This window comes from Pseudocitrobacter vendiensis, assembly GCF_943590815.1.
Classification (GTDB): Bacteria; Pseudomonadota; Gammaproteobacteria; order Enterobacterales; family Enterobacteriaceae; genus Pseudocitrobacter; species Pseudocitrobacter vendiensis.
On record NZ_CALSBS010000006.1, the window covers coordinates 188,517 to 203,800 of the forward strand.

Here is a 15,284-nt window from a genome sequence, read left to right on the forward strand (position 1 = left end):
GTAATACCATGGTTATACTCGCGATAGTGGATCCCGCAGATGCGGTGACAACATAGTGTTAACACAGACCAGGAGATGTGACTATGAGTTATGTGAGTGAATTTGCCGTGGCCTCAGCCGAAGACTCGGTACGTCATTTCCGCAAGCGTTTAAGTATGGAAACAGATTGTGCCGATGTGCACGCTGCCATGCGTAATGGGGATGTGGATTTTGTGCTTCTGCATGCCGTTGGCAGCCCGGAAATGTTTGCCACGAGGCATATTCCCGGTGCGCATCATTTGCCTCATCGTCAGATGACGGCAGAGCGAATGGCAGAGTGGTCACAGGAGACGTTATTTGTGGTCTATTGCGCAGGCCCACACTGCAACGGCGCCGATCAAGCGGCGCTGAAGCTGGCGTTACTGGGGCGTCCGGTGAAAGTGATGATAGGTGGGATGACCGGCTGGCAGGATGAAGGATATGCGTTTTCCGACACGCCTCAGCACGCGATAAATGCGCGCTGAGGATAACGCTTATTGTGCGAAGAGTGCTTTACGCCTGCCGCTGGCTTTCATCCCCTTGAGTATTAACGCCCAGGCGATGACGATCGCGGCAATTAAAATCAGGAACAGCGACGCGGGTGGCATGTGCGTAAGAATTTGCCCTGTGAGCATAGGGTTTATCGCGGCACCCATCCAGCCCAGCGCCTGCGCTGAGAAGTAGCTGGCTTTCATGCCCGGCGGGGCGATGTTATCAATCAACATATATTCGCCGGGCGCATAGATAACCTCGCCAATCGTAAACACCGCCGCCGCAAGTCCCCAGTAAATCAAATTGTTGTCGGAATACATAAAGCCGACCAGCCCCAGCACAAAGCAAACGGTGCCCAGCGTCATGAGTGGACGCAGGTTTCTGGCACTGAGTCGGCGTCCCACCGCATACTGGAGTGATACAACAATAGCGGCATTCACCGGCAGGATCACCGCGATCACTTTCTCTGCGAAGGTGCTGTCTGCCACGGCCAGCACATATTGCGAAAGACACGAAGCAAACGACCCGCCTACGAAGGAGGCGAGCAGACCCGAGAGCGTGAACCACAACAAGGCTTTGTCACGCAGTAACACCGACGGATCCCAGGCCACTGGCGTTTGTTCGCTCTCACTGGCGACGAGTCGTTGTACGTAATGCTGAATCAGTATCAGGGGTAATGCTGCGCATACGGCGGCCAGCAGGAAGGGCAGATTGATACTGTACATCACCAACAACGTGCCGAGCGGTGGCCCGACAGTCCAGCCGATATTGAGAATGGTGTAGTTGAGGGAGAAGATCCGCGCCTTTTCTGTCGATGACAGGGCATCGGAGAACCAGGCTTTCAGAACGGTAGCGAACACCGAATAAGAGCAGTTAATTAACGCGAAGAACAGCACTACCAGCGTAACGCTGTTCACCAGTGGAATGGCAATAAACCCGGCAATAAACGCAACGATCGCCAGCAGCATATAGCGTTTCTTATCAAACTTATCCGCGAGAATGCCAAAGCCAAGGCTAAAGATGACGCCGATGGTCAGCGCAATAGTCATGGCATAGCCGATGGTATCGACCGTCATTGCATATTTGCGCGTGAGGTAGATAGTCATAAAAGGAAGTGTCGCGCCACGCCCGATGGTCAACAAAAGCGACGACGCCAGCAGCGCACCGGTGGAGCGCCGTAAAGTTGGATTCATTGTTCTGCCTGACGATTTGTTATGTTTTCGTTGTGATGTGCCTTTTCAGAAATATCATGCCAACGCGCACTTGTATACCCGAGCGCAGAGCTCGTCTGAACATTTTATCCTGCCAAAAATAATGATCTGTTCGATCTTGCTATTTTTAGTTATGTTGAATCTGTTCACATAATTTTAATAAATAATTGAGGCAGGGTATGACACGTAAAGACGGGCTACTGGCATTGCTGGTGGTGGTGGCGTGGGGCATCAACTTTGTGGTGATCAAAGTGGGCCTGCACAATATGCCGCCACTGTTGTTAGCAGGATTACGCTTCCTACTGGTGGCGTTTCCGGCCATATTTTTTGTGGCAAGGCCGAAAGTTCCCCTTCACCTGTTATTGGGTTATGGCCTGACGATAAGCTTTGGTCAGTTTGCCTTTCTGTTTTGCGCGATCAAATTTGGTATGCCTGCCGGGCTGGCCTCGCTGGTGCTTCAGGCGCAGGCGTTCTTTACCATCATTCTCGGTGCATTTGTGTTTGGCGAACGTTTGCAGGGCAAGCAGGTGGCCGGGATTTCTCTGGCGGTATTTGGCGTACTGGTGTTGATTGAGGGGAGCCTGAATGGTCAGCATGTCGGCTTGTTAGGTTTTATGCTCACCCTGGCGGCGGCGTTAAGCTGGGCCTGCGGCAATATCTTCAATAAACGTATCATGCAACATGAATCAAGACCGGCGGTGATGTCGCTGGTGGTGTGGAGTGCGCTGATCCCGATTATTCCGTTTATGCTCAGTTCTCTTATTTTTGACGGCCCGTCGCTGATGGCGCAAAGTCTGTTGGCTATCGATCTCACCACGATTTTGTCGCTGGTCTATCTGGCATTCGTAGCGACAATTATCGGCTATGGCATTTGGGGTACGTTACTCGGACGTTATGAAACCTGGCGTGTGGCACCGTTATCGCTATTGGTTCCGGTCGTGGGGCTGGCAAGCGCGGCGTTAATGCTTGATGAAACCTTATCGGCATTACAGCTTTTGGGAGCGGTGCTGATTATGGCGGGCTTGTTTATTAACGTCTTCGGATTGCGTCTGCCCGGCATGCGGGCGGCGAGGGGATAAAGCAACGCCCCGCGTGTGCGGGGCGGACACAAATCAGAGGCCACGCTGGTTGTAGTACGGCACGCCCAGTTCGTCTGATTTGTCGCTACCGGCATTCATATGATTAAAATCGAACGGCGACTGTTGGTTAGCCGACGGCATAATCATGGTGTCTCGGGCGTTGTGTTGCGTAGGTGTCAGGGTTTGCTCCGCGTAACTCTGGCTGGAAACCAACGCCATAATAGCGAAGGCAGCGGAGGCGAACAGTTTCATGGTATTCCTCGATACGTCTTGTACAGGCGATTAATAACTACAGTGATTAAGCGGGAAGAGATAACGAGACTCTCCGTGCATATTGGTAACGCGATACTTGTGCGGTGGCACATCGAAATAGTTTTTAAAGGTTCGCGTCAACGTCTGCTGTGATTCAAAACCGTAGCGTTCTGCCAGGTAGAGAATCGGCTCATTGCTCTCTTTTAACTTCTGGGCAATCTCGGTCAATTTACGGGTGCGAATGTACTGACCTAAAGAGTGTCCCGTTTCCTTTTTAAACATCCGTTGCAGGTGCCATTTGGAGTAACCCGAGCGCTCTGACACTTTTTCCAGCGACAGGGGCGATTCAAGGTTATCTTCGATCCAGTCCAAAATGCTATGAATGGTGATAGCGTCAGTGTTGCGTCTGGACATCGTCTTACCTCTTTCTGTTTACGGCAAAATCTTTTTTAACAGAAGCTCAAGCGTTGCAACTTCGTTTGCCGTTAAGTTTTTTGTTAATTCCTGGTGCAGGTCCTGCCCAACAAGCTGATGACATTTCTCACAAATTTCAGCGCCTTCTGGCGTTAACTGGATAAGTACGCCGCGTTTGTCATGAGGATTCGGCAAACGGGCAATCCAGCCCCGACAAAGCAATCGGTCAAGCATTCTGGTAAGCGCGCCCAGATCGACCGAAAGGATTTTCTTCAGCTCTACCGGTGTAATGCTGCCTTTGCAGCGGATAGAGCAGAGGACCCTGAACTGTGAGGAAGTAATGTCTTCAGGCGATAGATGCTCGTTGAGTAAGCGATCTTTTTTCTGATTAACCATGTGAATCAAATGCCCAAGCGGGATGATTTCATTGAAGAGGTCGCTTGTGATGTTCACAATGGTTGCCCTGGCAAGTACTTTAGTTGCGGTGGATATTATTTCTCACGCAATCATAAGTCAACTGAATGGATTGAGGGATGCCACGATTTGCTAAAACGCTGAACAGAGACTATCCAACTACCATTAAGAGGAAATTCTGTACAACGGGGTGACATAGCAAGAGATGCTGCGAAAACGCTATACTGCATCGCGTAGACTGCGAACTTATTCGTAAAACAGAGAAGGCTAGTATCTCATATGATTGAACTTTTTCAGGCTATCGGGCTTGGTCTGGTGGTGCTTTTACCGCTGGCAAATCCGCTCACGACCGTAGCGCTTTTTCTCGGATTAGCGGGAAATATGAACGCGGCAGAACGTAATCATCAGGCACGGATGGCGTCTATTTATGTCTTCGCCATTATGATGGTGGCTTACTATGCCGGTCAGCTGGTGATGAATACATTCGGTATTTCAATACCTGGCCTGCGTATCGCCGGGGGATTGATCGTCGCGTTCATTGGCTTCCGCATGCTTTTCCCGCAGCAGAAAGCTCACGAATCCCCGGAAGCGTCCAGCAAATCAGAAGAGCTGGAAGACGAGCCGACCGCCAATATTGCGTTTGTGCCGCTGGCGATGCCGAGCACAGCAGGGCCGGGTACCATCGCCATGATTATCAGCTCGGCGTCTACTATTAAACACGGCGTGAGTTTCCCTGAATGGGTGGTGCTTGTTTCGCCGCCCATTATATTCGCGCTGGTGGGGATTATTCTGTGGGGGAGCCTGCGCAGTTCCGGGGCGATCATGCGCTGGGTAGGGAAAGGTGGCATCGAAGCCATTTCGCGCCTGATGGGATTCTTGCTGGTGTGTATGGGCGTGCAGTTTATTATTAACGGCGTGGTGGAAATTATTAACACCTGGCCGGGCGCGTAATACAGGGAGCCGGGGATATCAGCCCGGCTCACTTACCATCACGAGCGGTGCGCCTGCTCTTCTAATGACGCCGCGGGCCAGCGGCGGAAGATAATCACCGACCAGATCAATGCGGCAATCGCCGGAACCGCCCCGACATAACCAATTGAGGCCATTGAGATGTGGCTACTTATCTGGCTTCCCAGCAGCGCGCCCGCACCAATACCAATATTAAAGATCCCGGAAAACAGCGACATCGCTACGTCGGTTGCATCTGGTGCCAGCGACAGCACTTTCACCTGCATGCCCAGGCCGATAATCATAATCGCAACACCCCAGAAGACGCTCAGTACCGCAAGGTGGCTGGCCTGATGGGACGCCGGCAATAGTAGCAGCAGGCAAATCAACAGCAGACCGATCGCGCTGGTGATGAGGCCAGAAGCGTGCAAATTACCCAGTTTCCCGAACAGAATACTGCCGATGATGCCCGCGCCGCCAAGAATCAGCAGCAGCATGGTGGCGAAATTCCCGCTCAGCCCGGCAACGTTTTGGACAAAAGGTTCGATATAGCTGTATGCGGTGTAATGGGCGGTTACCACAACCACGGTCAGCAGATAAATGCTGACCAGTGCAGGGCGACGGAACAGTACAGGCAGGCTTTTCAGGGAACCCGAATGCTCACTCGGCAGTTTGGGCAGCAGTTTAATCAGCGCCACCATGGTCAGCAGTGCACCCATACCAATGGCCAGGAAGGTGGTTCGCCAGCCAAAATATTGCCCCACGATGCGGCCAATCGGAATGCCAAAAACCATCGCCAGTGCGGTACCGGTGGCAATCAGGCTCAGCGCCTGTGCCCGTTTTCCGGCAGGTGCCATCCGGATAGCAAGAGACGCAGTGATCGACCAGAACACGGCGTGAGCAAACGCGATACCGATACGACTGACGACCAGCACGGTAAAGTTCCAGGCAAAGAAAGAGAGGATATGGCTGGCGATAAACAGCACAAACAGGCCAATCAATAACTTACGGCGCTCCATCTGGCTGGTCAGCAGCATAAACGGCAGTGACATCAGCGCAACTACCCATGCATAGATAGTCAGCATGATACCGACCTGCGCCGTCGTCATCCCAAAACTGTCGGCGATATCGGAAAGCAGGCCCACCGGCACAAACTCGGTGGTATTAAAGATGAAGGCCGCGATGGCGAGCGTCACCACCCGAAGCCATGCGATGTGGCGCGAGACTGAGTTCGTTGTCATAGAATTTTCTGAGGTAGTTTGGTCAGGATGAGACGTGCGATCTTAAAGCCATTATTGGTTAAATGACAATCATTTTGTGATGTAGATCTCATTTTGTATTTGTTCAATCAATGGTATTGCCCATGATTTTTTTCATCAGACTGCCGTAGCCCACAGATTTGTGTCATTTTAACGATTGAATAGCGACAGGAGATCAGAATGCGGGAAATTGATATTTATCTGGTGGATGCGTTCAGTGAGCGTCCGTTTGAGGGGAATGCCGCGGCGGTCTGCGTGCTGGAGAACTGGTTGCCCGATATGGTATTGCTGAAAATGGCCCAGCAGCACAATCAGTCAGAAACCGCATTTGTGGTTCAACAGGCGAGCGGTTTTGAGCTGCGCTGGTTTACCACACGTCAGGAAGTCAACCTATGTGGGCACGCGACACTTGCCACGGCGCACGTTATTTTTCAGCAATTGCATTACCCGGAACGCACAATCCGCTTTGAAACCGCATCAGGTCAACTGACGGTCACGCGCGAAGGCGAATGGCTGACGCTTGATTTTCCGGTAGGCGAGACGCAACCCGCGACACCGCCTGCCGAGATGCTTGCCGCGCTAGGGATTACGCATTACCTCAATGCACGTAAAGGCCGCGCCTGGATTATTGAACTGGAAAGTCGTCAGCAGGTTGAGGCGGTAACGCCCAATATTAGCGCGATGATCCCCGGAGAACACAAAGTGGCGATTACTGCACGCGGCGACGGCGCGTATGATTTTGTCAGCCGATTCTTCTCGCCGGGTGAAGCGGTGTGGGAAGATCCGGTTACGGGCTCATCACATACCATGCTGATTCCCTATTGGGGGGAAAAACTGGGCAAAACGCGGATGCTGGCGCGTCAGGTTTCCGCACGCGGCGGCGATGCGCGCTGCGAATGGCAGGGGAATCGGGTATTGATGGGCGGGAAAGCGTCCCTTTATCTGAAAGGAACGCTTTATTTGCCGGAGGCTACATTGGGAAGATAAAAACCGCGCCTGCGCACAGTGCCAGAATGCGGATGAGATACATGGGTACGGAGAACACCCAAAATTCCGGAAGTTTGTATTTCCCCATCCCGAGTATCATGGCCGGCATTCCGTCAATCGGCATATAGCCGCCGTTCCAGCCGGAAATGACAACCGCAATGGCCGCAGCTGTGGGGTTGAGCCCAAGACTGGTGCAGGCGGCTATAGCGATAGGGGCAAAAATATAAACTGACCCCATATTCGACCCGGTGAATGTGGCGCAGGTACTGGTCAGCAACGCAAAGGCGACGATAAAGACGAACGGTGAGACGCCCGAACCCAGTACACCTGCCACGGCATCGCCAACCATTGCCGTGAAACCGGTGCCCGCCAGTGCGTCAGCCACGCCAATTACCCCCGCCATCATCAGAATGACGGGAGCGCCCATATGATCGCGTACCTCTTTAAAATCCAACACGTCAATCATCAGGACGAACGCACCAGCAAGCCCCGGTATAACAAATGCAATGTTTCCCAGCATATTCATCAGCATCATGCCGATAACGCTGACACCAAATGCGGCGATGGTGCAATATTCTTTCCATGCGGGAAGCGCGTTGAACGTTTCTTCGCGGGCGGCAAGGGCGTCATCGGAGGCATCGGCAATCGGATGATCCGGAAGAAAGCGATAAGCAATCAGACTCCATGCAAGAAAGGCCGCCGACATGACCAGGTTTACCAATGCAAAGCGCCCCATCGAAATCTCCTGATGAAAACCGGCTGTTTCAAGAACGGTCGCAGTTACACCAAAAAGAAGTGCGAGGTTAATCGGAAGGAGCGGATGGTTAGTGGCAAAACCCAGTGGCATCATCAACTTTGATGTTGGCAGTTTTTTGCTATATGGAATGGTCGAGACCAGGGATAGGATCAGCACGTAATAGCCAGTCGCCCCCGTGCCCGCGAGGCTTGCCCCCAACATGACGATAATCAGCAGAAGTGCATAGCTACGATAACTCCCTTTGTTAACCAGACTTATCATGGCCGATTTAACGTTATTGATAAGTCTGGTTTTTTGTAAGGCGGCCATCACCACCATAAATCCCGCAATCATAATCACGCTGGGGTTTACGAATCCGGCAAAGGCTTGTTGAACGGTAGACAGACCCGAGACAACCAGTAATAAACACGCAAGCAGCGGGGGCGCGCCGAAAGGCATTTTGTCTGACATGATCAATACGATCATCAGAACCAGTATCCCTAGCGCCAACATCATTTCCATTGTCATTTTTTCTCTCCTGTTAGGCTTCCAGCATGTCGCGTGGCACCTTAAAGACCGCTTTGCGTACTGATATGGTCGTTCCAATCGCGCACAGTGCCTGATGAGGTTCTTCAGGCATAAAGACGGCGAAATCACCGGCGTGTAGAGTAATGGCGACGTTGTTTTCAGGGGCTGAGGCGATAAACAGATCAGGCTTACGTTCTTCATCGCTTTCGCGAGCTACGGGCCGCGTTCCCGCATTAATGCCCTCACACCCGGTAATTACCACCTGAATATCGGCCCACAGATGGTGATACTCCGTATGCCGGAGATCGGCGGGCTGCGTGTCTGAAATGCCCAGCGTACAGAACCACCGACATCCTTCAGGTTGCCAGCGACCATCCTCCCTGGCGGAGAGTTCCAACAGTGAACATTCCGGGCGCAGCAGAATATTTTTTACCCCGGCGGGAAGCCCTGCCTGCGAGAGATGATTGAGATTGCCAATAATCATGATGCCTGCCCCTTGATCCACTCAGGGGAGATATGCACGTACTTAATGGCCTGTCGCCACCAGGTGTAGGCGATATGCAGAGAACCGTCCGGGCTTTGCTTGATGCTGGGATAGGAGAACTCGCGGTTTAGCTTTTCCAGCGAATTGTTGGTCATACAGTAGCCGTCACCTTCATCGAGATTGCGCCGCCACGGCCAGCTTTTCCCGCCATCGGCAGAAATCGCGACTGTCATGGGCGCGCGCGGGGCTCCCCAGAATGCGGAACGCCCGGTAATTGTCGGCTCTTTGCGGCTGCTGTCGCCGTCGTCGATTTCGTCATACAGCGACGCGCGACGTTCTACAGCGCCCGCCGCGCTCATTGCGTTGTACACCAGCGCGAGTTCACCACTGGCAAGCGTCGTCACCTGAATAGACGAATTGTTGTTAGGCAGATCAGTTGCATTCGGCTCCGACCAGCTCTCGCCATGGTCTACAGAATGGCTGATATAGATGTTATCCGCCCAACGGCTGCGGAAGAGCGCAACCAGCGTACCGTCATGCAGCGGCGTAATATTCATATGAACGCAGCCGAGGCTTTGTGGTACCTCGACATCGCGCCAGGAGTGACCGCCGTCAGCGGAAATTTTTACCGCGCTGATATCATCATTGCCGACCCATTTTTCGCCGGGTTGAGTTCGGCAATAAAAGACGGGCAGCAGCCAGTTTCCATTATCAAGGACCGTGACTGGCTGGCGAATAAACGTGCCGGGCTTGTCGAGCAGAGTGGCGATCTCGCCCCAGGTTTGCCCGAGGTCGTGAGACTGACGATAGCGGACGATGGCGGTATCCTGATTTCCAGAGAGCTGTGCCGTCCACAGCAGCCACAGCACGTTATCCGGCGCAAAAAACAGAACGGGGTTCTGCTCTGAACGCGTATCATCATGGGAAAGTTTGACCGCATCGCTCCACTGTGTTCCGCCAGCGGGCAGCCGCGATCCCCAGACGGAAATATCGGCAATACCTTCCTGCGTCCCTCCAAACCAGACGCACATTAACGCGCCATCTGGCAATGGCAGAATATTTGCCGCGTGGTTTTGCGGGCAGCATGAGGGCAGCATGGCGGTAAGCACATGCGAATCGTTTTCGGATGGACGGATGATGCCGTCACGGATAAGGGCTACAGACATAGTTAGACTCCATCTTAAAGTCGGTAATAGATTGATTAATGCGAGTGCGATTAATGAGTTTCGATCGATGTCGGAACTTTTTTATTTTTTCTTTCACGGAAAATATTGAGTATTTCTACGCTTAATGAGAAAAATATCGCGAAGTAGAGATACTCTTTGGCAATGTGAATATTGAGACTGTCGGCAATCAGTAATACGCCGACAAACAATAAAAAGGTTAACGCCAGTATTTTTATTGACGGCGTGGCGTTAACGAAATCACCGATGGGTTTCGCCGCAAACATCATGATGCCGACGGCAATCATGACAGCGGTAATCATAATAAATATATGCTGAGAAAGACCGACGGCGGTGATTACTGAATCCAGGCTAAACACAATATCGAGCAGCATGATCTGCACAATGGCGCCGCAGAGTGACAGCTGCCGCGACCCGCTACCATGCGCGTCTTCCGGAGCAGGTGACAGCTCTTCGTGTATCTCCTGTATCGCTTTATAAATCAGGAATATTCCGCCGCCGAGAAGAATCAACGTGCGAAACGAAATCCTCAGTGCCAGTACGGTAAAAAGTGGTTGGGTAATATGTGAAAGCCAGGCAATGGATATCAGTAATAATATCCTCATGATCATTGCGCAGCTTAACCCCGGTTTACGCGCCATGTTTTGCTGCAATAATGGAAGTTTTGCCACCACCAGTGAAAGAAAAATAATATTATCCACCCCGAGAATAATTTCCAGAAAGGTGAGGGTAAGTAATGTGAGCCAAATATCTGGCTGCAATAACCACAGGAGCATGTGTTAATCCTTTAGTCTCTTTAATCTAATCTTTATGGCAACAGGTTGGTGAGCTGGATAATATAATTATTTTATTTGATATTATAATTGCGAATAATTTGTTTAATCTCGCTGAGTTGTTCCGGCGTGAAATTAACCGCATAGCGGCTATCACCAACCTCATGCCCCATTAGCTGCAATGCTTTTTTTACCGCTGCCGGAGAAAACGCGACGTTATAGAGATCGGTACGCAGGCCGGTCACACTTTCCTGTGCCTGATAAGATCCTTCAATATCTCCGGCCTGGAAGCGAGACCAGATGGCATTAATTTCCTGAGGCGCGACGTTGGCGAGCCCGGAAATACAGGCTGTGCAACCCGAGACAAACCCTTTATGGATCAGCGAATCCGGGCCGTTGAGCACATTAAAGCCGTCAATGTCGCGCACCGCATCGAGAAAGCCCTTCAGGCTTTCATTGCTTCCGGCACTGTCTTTAATTCCAATGATATTGGGATGTGATGCCAGAACGCGCGCGGTTTCCGGCTGAATCGTATTGCCGGTGCGGGCCGGGATGTTATAGAGGAACATCGGAATGCTCAGCGCGTCGGCAACCGCGGTGTAATGCGCAATCAGTTCTTCTTGCTTCAGTGGCACGAAGTAGGGGATAATAACTGATACCGCATCAACGCCCATTTTTTCAATCTGCTGGCCTAAACGAATCGTTTCGCGCGTCGAGATCTCACCAATGTGCGCCACAACGGGGGCACGGCCAGCCACTTCATCAACGCAGGTTTGTGTAACACAGCGCTTTTCATGCTCGTTCAGCACAAAAAATTCGCCGTTGGTACCACCGCAAAAAATCGCATTACCTGCTGCTAACTGGCGATTAATTTGCACTTTTAACGCAGGGAGATTCAGGTCGCCCGTAGTGGTAAATGGCGTAACGATGGCGGTTAATACCCCTTCAATAGTTTTCGGCATGATTTACTCCTTAATTGGATGTTGCGGAAACAGCGTTTGGTAAATGGCCTGCACGGCATGCTGATCAAGTTGACACGGCGCATTGTTCATCAGGCGCTTCACGCTCAGCGCCGCCTCGCTAAGAGATGCGATATTTTCGGGCGGAACGCCAAGGTCGGCGAGATTGTTGGGCAGCTTGAGTTGATTGAATAATGCCTGTAGCCAGGCCACCAGAGCGTGAGATTTCTCTTCCGCACTCAGGGAGATATCCGCATCGGGAATGCAGTCCCAGACCCGGGCAAATTTCTCGACCGCCCAGGGGCGCACCACTGCCATGCACGGTGCCAGCAAGATGGCATTTGCCACGCCGTGCGGCAGGTGATACTTCCCGCCTAACGGATAGGAGAGCGCATGAACCAGGTGCGTGCCTGCATGGGTAATGGCAACGCCGCCATAGTAGGACGCCCACAGCATTTCGAGCTTGGCGCGCAGATCGTGAGGATTGTTCACGGCGGATTGAATATGCCGGAAAAGCTTATTCAACCCGGTCAGGGCGGCGTTATCGCTTATTGGATTTGCCACGGTGGCGGTAAAACACTCCAGTAAGTGACAAAGTGCATCAATGCCCGTGGATGCCGCGATATGTGCAGGCATGCTGGTGGTCAGCTCCGGGAAAAGGGCGACATAGTCCGGTAGCAGTACGGGGGAAATGATGCCCACCTTGGTGCTCTGCTCCGGAATGGCCAGAATTGCGTTAGGTGTCGCTTCCGAGCCGGTTCCAGCGGTTGTAGGAATCAACCATGATTGCACCCGCTGCGTGGGTTTTTCACCGGCAAGCAGCGCATCCAGTTCTGGTGAATTGGGATGACAAAGCACCGATAGCAGTTTCGCCACATCCAGCACGCTGCCGCCACCGATACCGACCACCGCATCAAAAGACGTATTGCCGAGAGCGGCCATTTGCTGGTGAACATCATGGTGTGTGGGCTCTGCGGGAACATTATCGATAACGCTAACCTGCGGGCAGTGCTTTTCCAGTAAGGCGCGGATCTGCTGCACGCCGTCGAGCTGCGCAATATTCCGGTCTGTGACCAGCAGCAGTTTCCTGATGCCGGGTAAGAGCGACGTCAGAGAAGGGATTGCGCCTGCGCCGCTCAGTATCGTGCTATTGATGGTTACCACTTATTACCTCGCTTTTGTGATTGAATTCAATCAAACAGAAATCCGACATCTACGTACCATGGCCTAATTTTATAATTTATCCGGGTAGTTAATAACTTGAGCTTGCTCACATTTAATCAAATGTGATTGAATATAATCAATCTCATCATAAACAACCCGGAGTGATGATGGAAAAGGGAATCAGTGAACCGCGCATTCTCGTTGTGGCCGATGATTTCACAGGGGCTAACGATGCAGGGGTGAGCCTGGCACTGGCGGGGCATAAGGTCGATGTGGCCTTTGAAACGCCTTATCGCGGTGATGCCAGCGCATGGGTGATTAATAGCGACAGTCGGGCGATGAATCCTGAACAGGCAGCGAAAAAAATCACCACGCTGATGGGCAATATCCGCTTAGCGCAAAAAACACCGCTCATTATCAAGAAGATAGACTCCACGCTGCGTGGCAATATCGGCGCTGAAATTGATGCGTTGATGAATGCCTGTGGTGTAAAAGGCGCAATTGTCGCTCCGGCATACCCATTGGCAGGGCGTACGACCGTTGGCGGAGAGTGTCGGGTGAATGGCGTTCTGTTAACAGAAACTGAGTTTGCCAGCGATCCGAAAACGCCGGTCAAGCATGATCGTGTGACCGACATTATTCAGATGCAGACGGCTATACCGTGCTGTCCTGTCACGGTGTCTGACCTTGGTCATTTTGCCCGCGAACATCCCTGCATTGGCGTGGTGGATGCGCAGACCGATAGCGACCTGGATCATATTGTTGAGGCAGTGATGCAGGCCGAACAACCGCTATTGCTGGTGGGTTCCGCTGGTATTTGTGATGCCATTGCCCGGCGCTTGTCTGTCACCCCGCCACGTCGCGTGCTGGCCATTATGGGGTCAATGAGTGAAATCGCTCAACGGCAGATCGCCACACTTAACACGCATCCCCGCACCACGCGCATTCACGTCGATGTGGACACTATTCTGGCGGGGGATATTCATCGCTATGAAACACGCATTGTGCAGGCGTTAAGCCAGGGAGAACACTGCCTTGTTCACACCTGTGCCGATTCAGTGGCGAGACACAACATCGACACGCTTTGCCAGCGCTGGCAACTGGATCGTGCTGCGCTTGGTGAAAAGATTTGCCAGTGTCTCGGCGAACTCACCCGGCAAGTACTGCTTCGCACAACGCCGGATGCGCTTTATCTCTCGGGTGGCGATGTTGCAATGGCAACCGCCAGCGCGTTAGGCGCGAGCGGGTTTCGTATTACGGGAAACGTGGCGCAATGCGTTCCATACGGGCACTTTCTGGGCGGCGTCTGGTCCCGTCCGGTGATGACGAAAGCAGGTGGATTTGGCGATGAGACCACATTGCGTCAGGTTCTGAATTTTATCGAGGAGAGAATGAGTGAATAATATTATTGCGGTAACGATGGGCGACCCGGCGGGTATTGGCCCGGAGATCATTATTAAATCCCTGACCGATGCCGGGCTTTCTGGTGCGCCGGTGGTTGTGGTAGGGTGCGTTCAGACGCTGCGGCGTATACTCGCCATGAATATTACCCCGCAGGCAGCGTTGCGTGTTATCGATAAAATCAGTGACGCAACGTTTAAGCCTGGTGTTATCAATGTGATTGACGAGCCCCTGGAAAACCCGGACGCATTGATGCCTGGCGTTGTGCAGGCTGCTGCGGGAGATTTAGCCTACCGCTGCATTAAGCGTGCCACGATGCTGGCGTTAGCGGGGGAAGTGAAAGCGATCGCGACTGCGCCATTGAATAAAGAAGCCCTGCATCTTGGTGGCCATAACTATCCGGGCCATACGGAATTACTGGCGCATCTGACGGGTAGCAAAGAGTTCGCGATGGTGCTCTATACCGATAAACTCAAGGTTATCCATATTTCGACCCATATCTCACTGCGTAGATTCCTGGATACACTGAACGGTGAAAGGGTGAAGACGGTTATTCGCGTTGCAAACCACTTCCTGAAACGCGTTGGCATTGAGCGTCCGCGTATTGCCGTGGCAGGTGTGAATCCTCACGCCGGGGAACACGGTTTATTTGGCTCTGAGGAAATTGAGATTATCGCGCCCGCGATTGCAGCAATGAAGGCCGAAGGTATCGATGTTACCGGCCCGTGTCCGCCGGATACCGTATTTATGCAGTGCCACGACGGATTGTACGATATGGTGGTCGCGATGTACCACGATCAAGGGCATATCCCGCTGAAACTGCTGGGTTTTTATGATGGTGTCAATATCACCGCCGGGCTGCCCTTTATCCGAACTTCCGCTGACCACGGCACCGCGTTTGATATTGCCTGGACAGGAAAAGCCAAGTCTGAGAGCATGGCTGTCTCCATCCAGTTAGCAATGCAGATTTCGCGGGAATAA

General features: G+C 52.4%; 17 protein-coding genes. 6 read left to right on the forward strand and 11 right to left on the reverse strand.

All coding sequences use genetic code 11. The features are described 5' to 3' along the window. Nucleotides 1–83: 83 nt before the first annotated feature. On the forward strand, nt 84–503 hold the full coding sequence (locus NMC31_RS09285; protein ID WP_253897721.1) for a rhodanese-like domain-containing protein: 420 nt from the start codon (nt 84–86) through the stop codon (nt 501–503). A gap of 9 nt (nt 504–512) precedes the next feature. On the opposite strand, the gene ydeE is transcribed toward NMC31_RS09285, so the two are convergent. Further along, nucleotides 513–1,703, reverse strand: a complete 1,191-nt coding sequence (gene ydeE, locus NMC31_RS09290) for an efflux MFS transporter YdeE (protein ID WP_253897722.1) — start codon at nt 1,701–1,703, stop codon at nt 513–515. Nucleotides 1,704–1,900: 197 nt separating this feature from the next. Between ydeE and eamA the strand changes: the two genes are divergently transcribed. Then, a complete protein-coding gene (gene eamA, locus NMC31_RS09295; RefSeq protein WP_253897723.1) occupies nt 1,901–2,800 on the forward strand; it encodes an O-acetylserine/cysteine exporter in 900 nt (299 codons plus the stop codon). A gap of 33 nt (nt 2,801–2,833) precedes the next feature. Here the strand turns inward: eamA and marB are convergent, their stop codons facing one another. Genes marB through marR form a run of 3 tightly spaced genes read right to left on the reverse strand, consistent with a single transcriptional unit; the run spans nt 2,834 to nt 3,919 of the window. After that, nucleotides 2,834–3,052, reverse strand: coding sequence for a multiple antibiotic resistance protein MarB (gene marB, locus NMC31_RS09300; protein ID WP_253897724.1), 219 nt, complete (start codon nt 3,050–3,052; stop codon nt 2,834–2,836). 30 nt (nt 3,053–3,082) lie between these two features. Next, the gene (gene marA, locus NMC31_RS09305; protein ID WP_015964435.1) at nt 3,083–3,466 is read right to left on the reverse strand and encodes an MDR efflux pump AcrAB transcriptional activator MarA; all 384 of its coding nucleotides are present in this window, start codon (nt 3,464–3,466) and stop codon (nt 3,083–3,085) included. Nucleotides 3,467–3,484: 18 nt separating this feature from the next. Further along, nucleotides 3,485–3,919 carry a multiple antibiotic resistance transcriptional regulator MarR gene (gene marR / locus NMC31_RS09310; protein WP_149463491.1) on the reverse strand — a complete coding sequence of 145 codons (435 nt, stop codon included), beginning with the start codon at nt 3,917–3,919 and terminating at the stop codon, nt 3,485–3,487. A 240-nt stretch (nt 3,920–4,159) separates the two neighbouring features. Between marR and NMC31_RS09315 the strand changes: the two genes are divergently transcribed. Then, nucleotides 4,160–4,831 (forward strand): MarC family NAAT transporter, encoded by a 672-nt coding sequence (locus tag NMC31_RS09315; RefSeq protein WP_149463490.1) that lies wholly within the window; start codon nt 4,160–4,162, stop codon nt 4,829–4,831. Between the two features lie 38 nt (nt 4,832–4,869). On the opposite strand, the gene NMC31_RS09320 is transcribed toward NMC31_RS09315, so the two are convergent. Next, nucleotides 4,870–6,069 (reverse strand): sugar transporter, encoded by a 1,200-nt coding sequence (locus NMC31_RS09320; protein ID WP_253897725.1) that lies wholly within the window; start codon nt 6,067–6,069, stop codon nt 4,870–4,872. 198 nt (nt 6,070–6,267) lie between these two features. Here NMC31_RS09320 and NMC31_RS09325 point away from each other — a divergent pair, with 198 nt between their 5' ends. Next, nucleotides 6,268–7,074, forward strand: a complete 807-nt coding sequence (locus NMC31_RS09325) for a PhzF family phenazine biosynthesis protein (RefSeq protein WP_253897726.1) — start codon at nt 6,268–6,270, stop codon at nt 7,072–7,074. Here NMC31_RS09325 and NMC31_RS09330 read toward each other — a convergent pair. The 6 genes from NMC31_RS09330 to NMC31_RS09355 all read right to left on the reverse strand — a co-directional run bounded on the left by NMC31_RS09330 (nt 7,058) and on the right by NMC31_RS09355 (nt 12,902). Next, nucleotides 7,058–8,338, reverse strand: a complete 1,281-nt coding sequence (locus NMC31_RS09330; RefSeq protein WP_253897727.1) for an SLC13 family permease — start codon at nt 8,336–8,338, stop codon at nt 7,058–7,060. The genes NMC31_RS09325 and NMC31_RS09330 overlap by 17 nt on opposite strands. A 13-nt stretch (nt 8,339–8,351) precedes the next feature. Further along, nucleotides 8,352–8,822: a NanQ anomerase/TabA/YiaL family protein gene (locus NMC31_RS09335; RefSeq protein WP_253897728.1), complete on the reverse strand. Its 471-nt coding sequence runs from the start codon at nt 8,820–8,822 to the stop codon at nt 8,352–8,354. Continuing rightward, entirely contained in the window at nt 8,819–9,988 is a 1,170-nt protein-coding gene (locus NMC31_RS09340) for a sialidase family protein (RefSeq protein ID WP_253897729.1), read from the reverse strand. Before NMC31_RS09340 ends, NMC31_RS09335 begins: the two co-directional genes overlap by 4 nt. Nucleotides 9,989–10,038: 50 nt before the next feature. Further along, nucleotides 10,039–10,782, reverse strand: a complete 744-nt coding sequence (locus NMC31_RS09345) for a TerC family protein (protein WP_253897730.1) — start codon at nt 10,780–10,782, stop codon at nt 10,039–10,041. A gap of 71 nt (nt 10,783–10,853) precedes the next feature. Continuing rightward, nucleotides 10,854–11,741, reverse strand: coding sequence for a dihydrodipicolinate synthase family protein (locus tag NMC31_RS09350; RefSeq protein WP_253897731.1), 888 nt, complete (start codon nt 11,739–11,741; stop codon nt 10,854–10,856). Nucleotides 11,742–11,744: 3 nt separating this feature from the next. Beyond that, nucleotides 11,745–12,902 carry an iron-containing alcohol dehydrogenase gene (locus NMC31_RS09355; protein WP_253897732.1) on the reverse strand — a complete coding sequence of 386 codons (1,158 nt, stop codon included), beginning with the start codon at nt 12,900–12,902 and terminating at the stop codon, nt 11,745–11,747. 167 nt (nt 12,903–13,069) lie between these two features. On the opposite strand from NMC31_RS09355, the gene dtnK reads away from it, so the two are divergent. Next, nucleotides 13,070–14,305, forward strand: coding sequence for a D-threonate kinase (gene dtnK, locus NMC31_RS09360; RefSeq protein WP_253897758.1), 1,236 nt, complete (start codon nt 13,070–13,072; stop codon nt 14,303–14,305). After that, nucleotides 14,298–15,284: a D-threonate 4-phosphate dehydrogenase gene (locus NMC31_RS09365; protein WP_253897733.1), complete on the forward strand. Its 987-nt coding sequence runs from the start codon at nt 14,298–14,300 to the stop codon at nt 15,282–15,284. The genes dtnK and NMC31_RS09365 overlap by 8 nt, the downstream gene beginning before the upstream one ends.

Excerpts from the sequence above, each read along its gene's own strand:
- NMC31_RS09320 (WP_253897725.1), bottom strand. The coding sequence starts at position 6,069 with ATGACAACGAACTCAGTCTCGCGCCACATCGCATGGCTTCGGGTGGTG.
- ydeE (WP_253897722.1), bottom strand. The coding sequence starts at position 1,703 with ATGAATCCAACTTTACGGCGCTCCACCGGTGCGCTGCTGGCGTCGTCG.
- NMC31_RS09285 (WP_253897721.1), top strand. The coding sequence starts at position 84 with ATGAGTTATGTGAGTGAATTTGCCGTGGCCTCAGCCGAAGACTCGGTA.
- dtnK (WP_253897758.1), top strand. The coding sequence starts at position 13,070 with ATGGAAAAGGGAATCAGTGAACCGCGCATTCTCGTTGTGGCCGATGAT.
- NMC31_RS09350 (WP_253897731.1), bottom strand. The coding sequence starts at position 11,741 with ATGCCGAAAACTATTGAAGGGGTATTAACCGCCATCGTTACGCCATTT.
- NMC31_RS09330 (WP_253897727.1), bottom strand. The coding sequence starts at position 8,338 with ATGACAATGGAAATGATGTTGGCGCTAGGGATACTGGTTCTGATGATC.
- marA (WP_015964435.1), bottom strand. The coding sequence starts at position 3,466 with ATGTCCAGACGCAACACTGACGCTATCACCATTCATAGCATTTTGGAC.
- NMC31_RS09325 (WP_253897726.1), top strand. The coding sequence starts at position 6,268 with ATGCGGGAAATTGATATTTATCTGGTGGATGCGTTCAGTGAGCGTCCG.
- marB (WP_253897724.1), bottom strand. The coding sequence starts at position 3,052 with ATGAAACTGTTCGCCTCCGCTGCCTTCGCTATTATGGCGTTGGTTTCC.
- NMC31_RS09340 (WP_253897729.1), bottom strand. The coding sequence starts at position 9,988 with ATGTCTGTAGCCCTTATCCGTGACGGCATCATCCGTCCATCCGAAAAC.
- NMC31_RS09335 (WP_253897728.1), bottom strand. The coding sequence starts at position 8,822 with ATGATTATTGGCAATCTCAATCATCTCTCGCAGGCAGGGCTTCCCGCC.
- NMC31_RS09345 (WP_253897730.1), bottom strand. The coding sequence starts at position 10,782 with ATGCTCCTGTGGTTATTGCAGCCAGATATTTGGCTCACATTACTTACC.
- eamA (WP_253897723.1), top strand. The coding sequence starts at position 1,901 with ATGACACGTAAAGACGGGCTACTGGCATTGCTGGTGGTGGTGGCGTGG.
- NMC31_RS09315 (WP_149463490.1), top strand. The coding sequence starts at position 4,160 with ATGATTGAACTTTTTCAGGCTATCGGGCTTGGTCTGGTGGTGCTTTTA.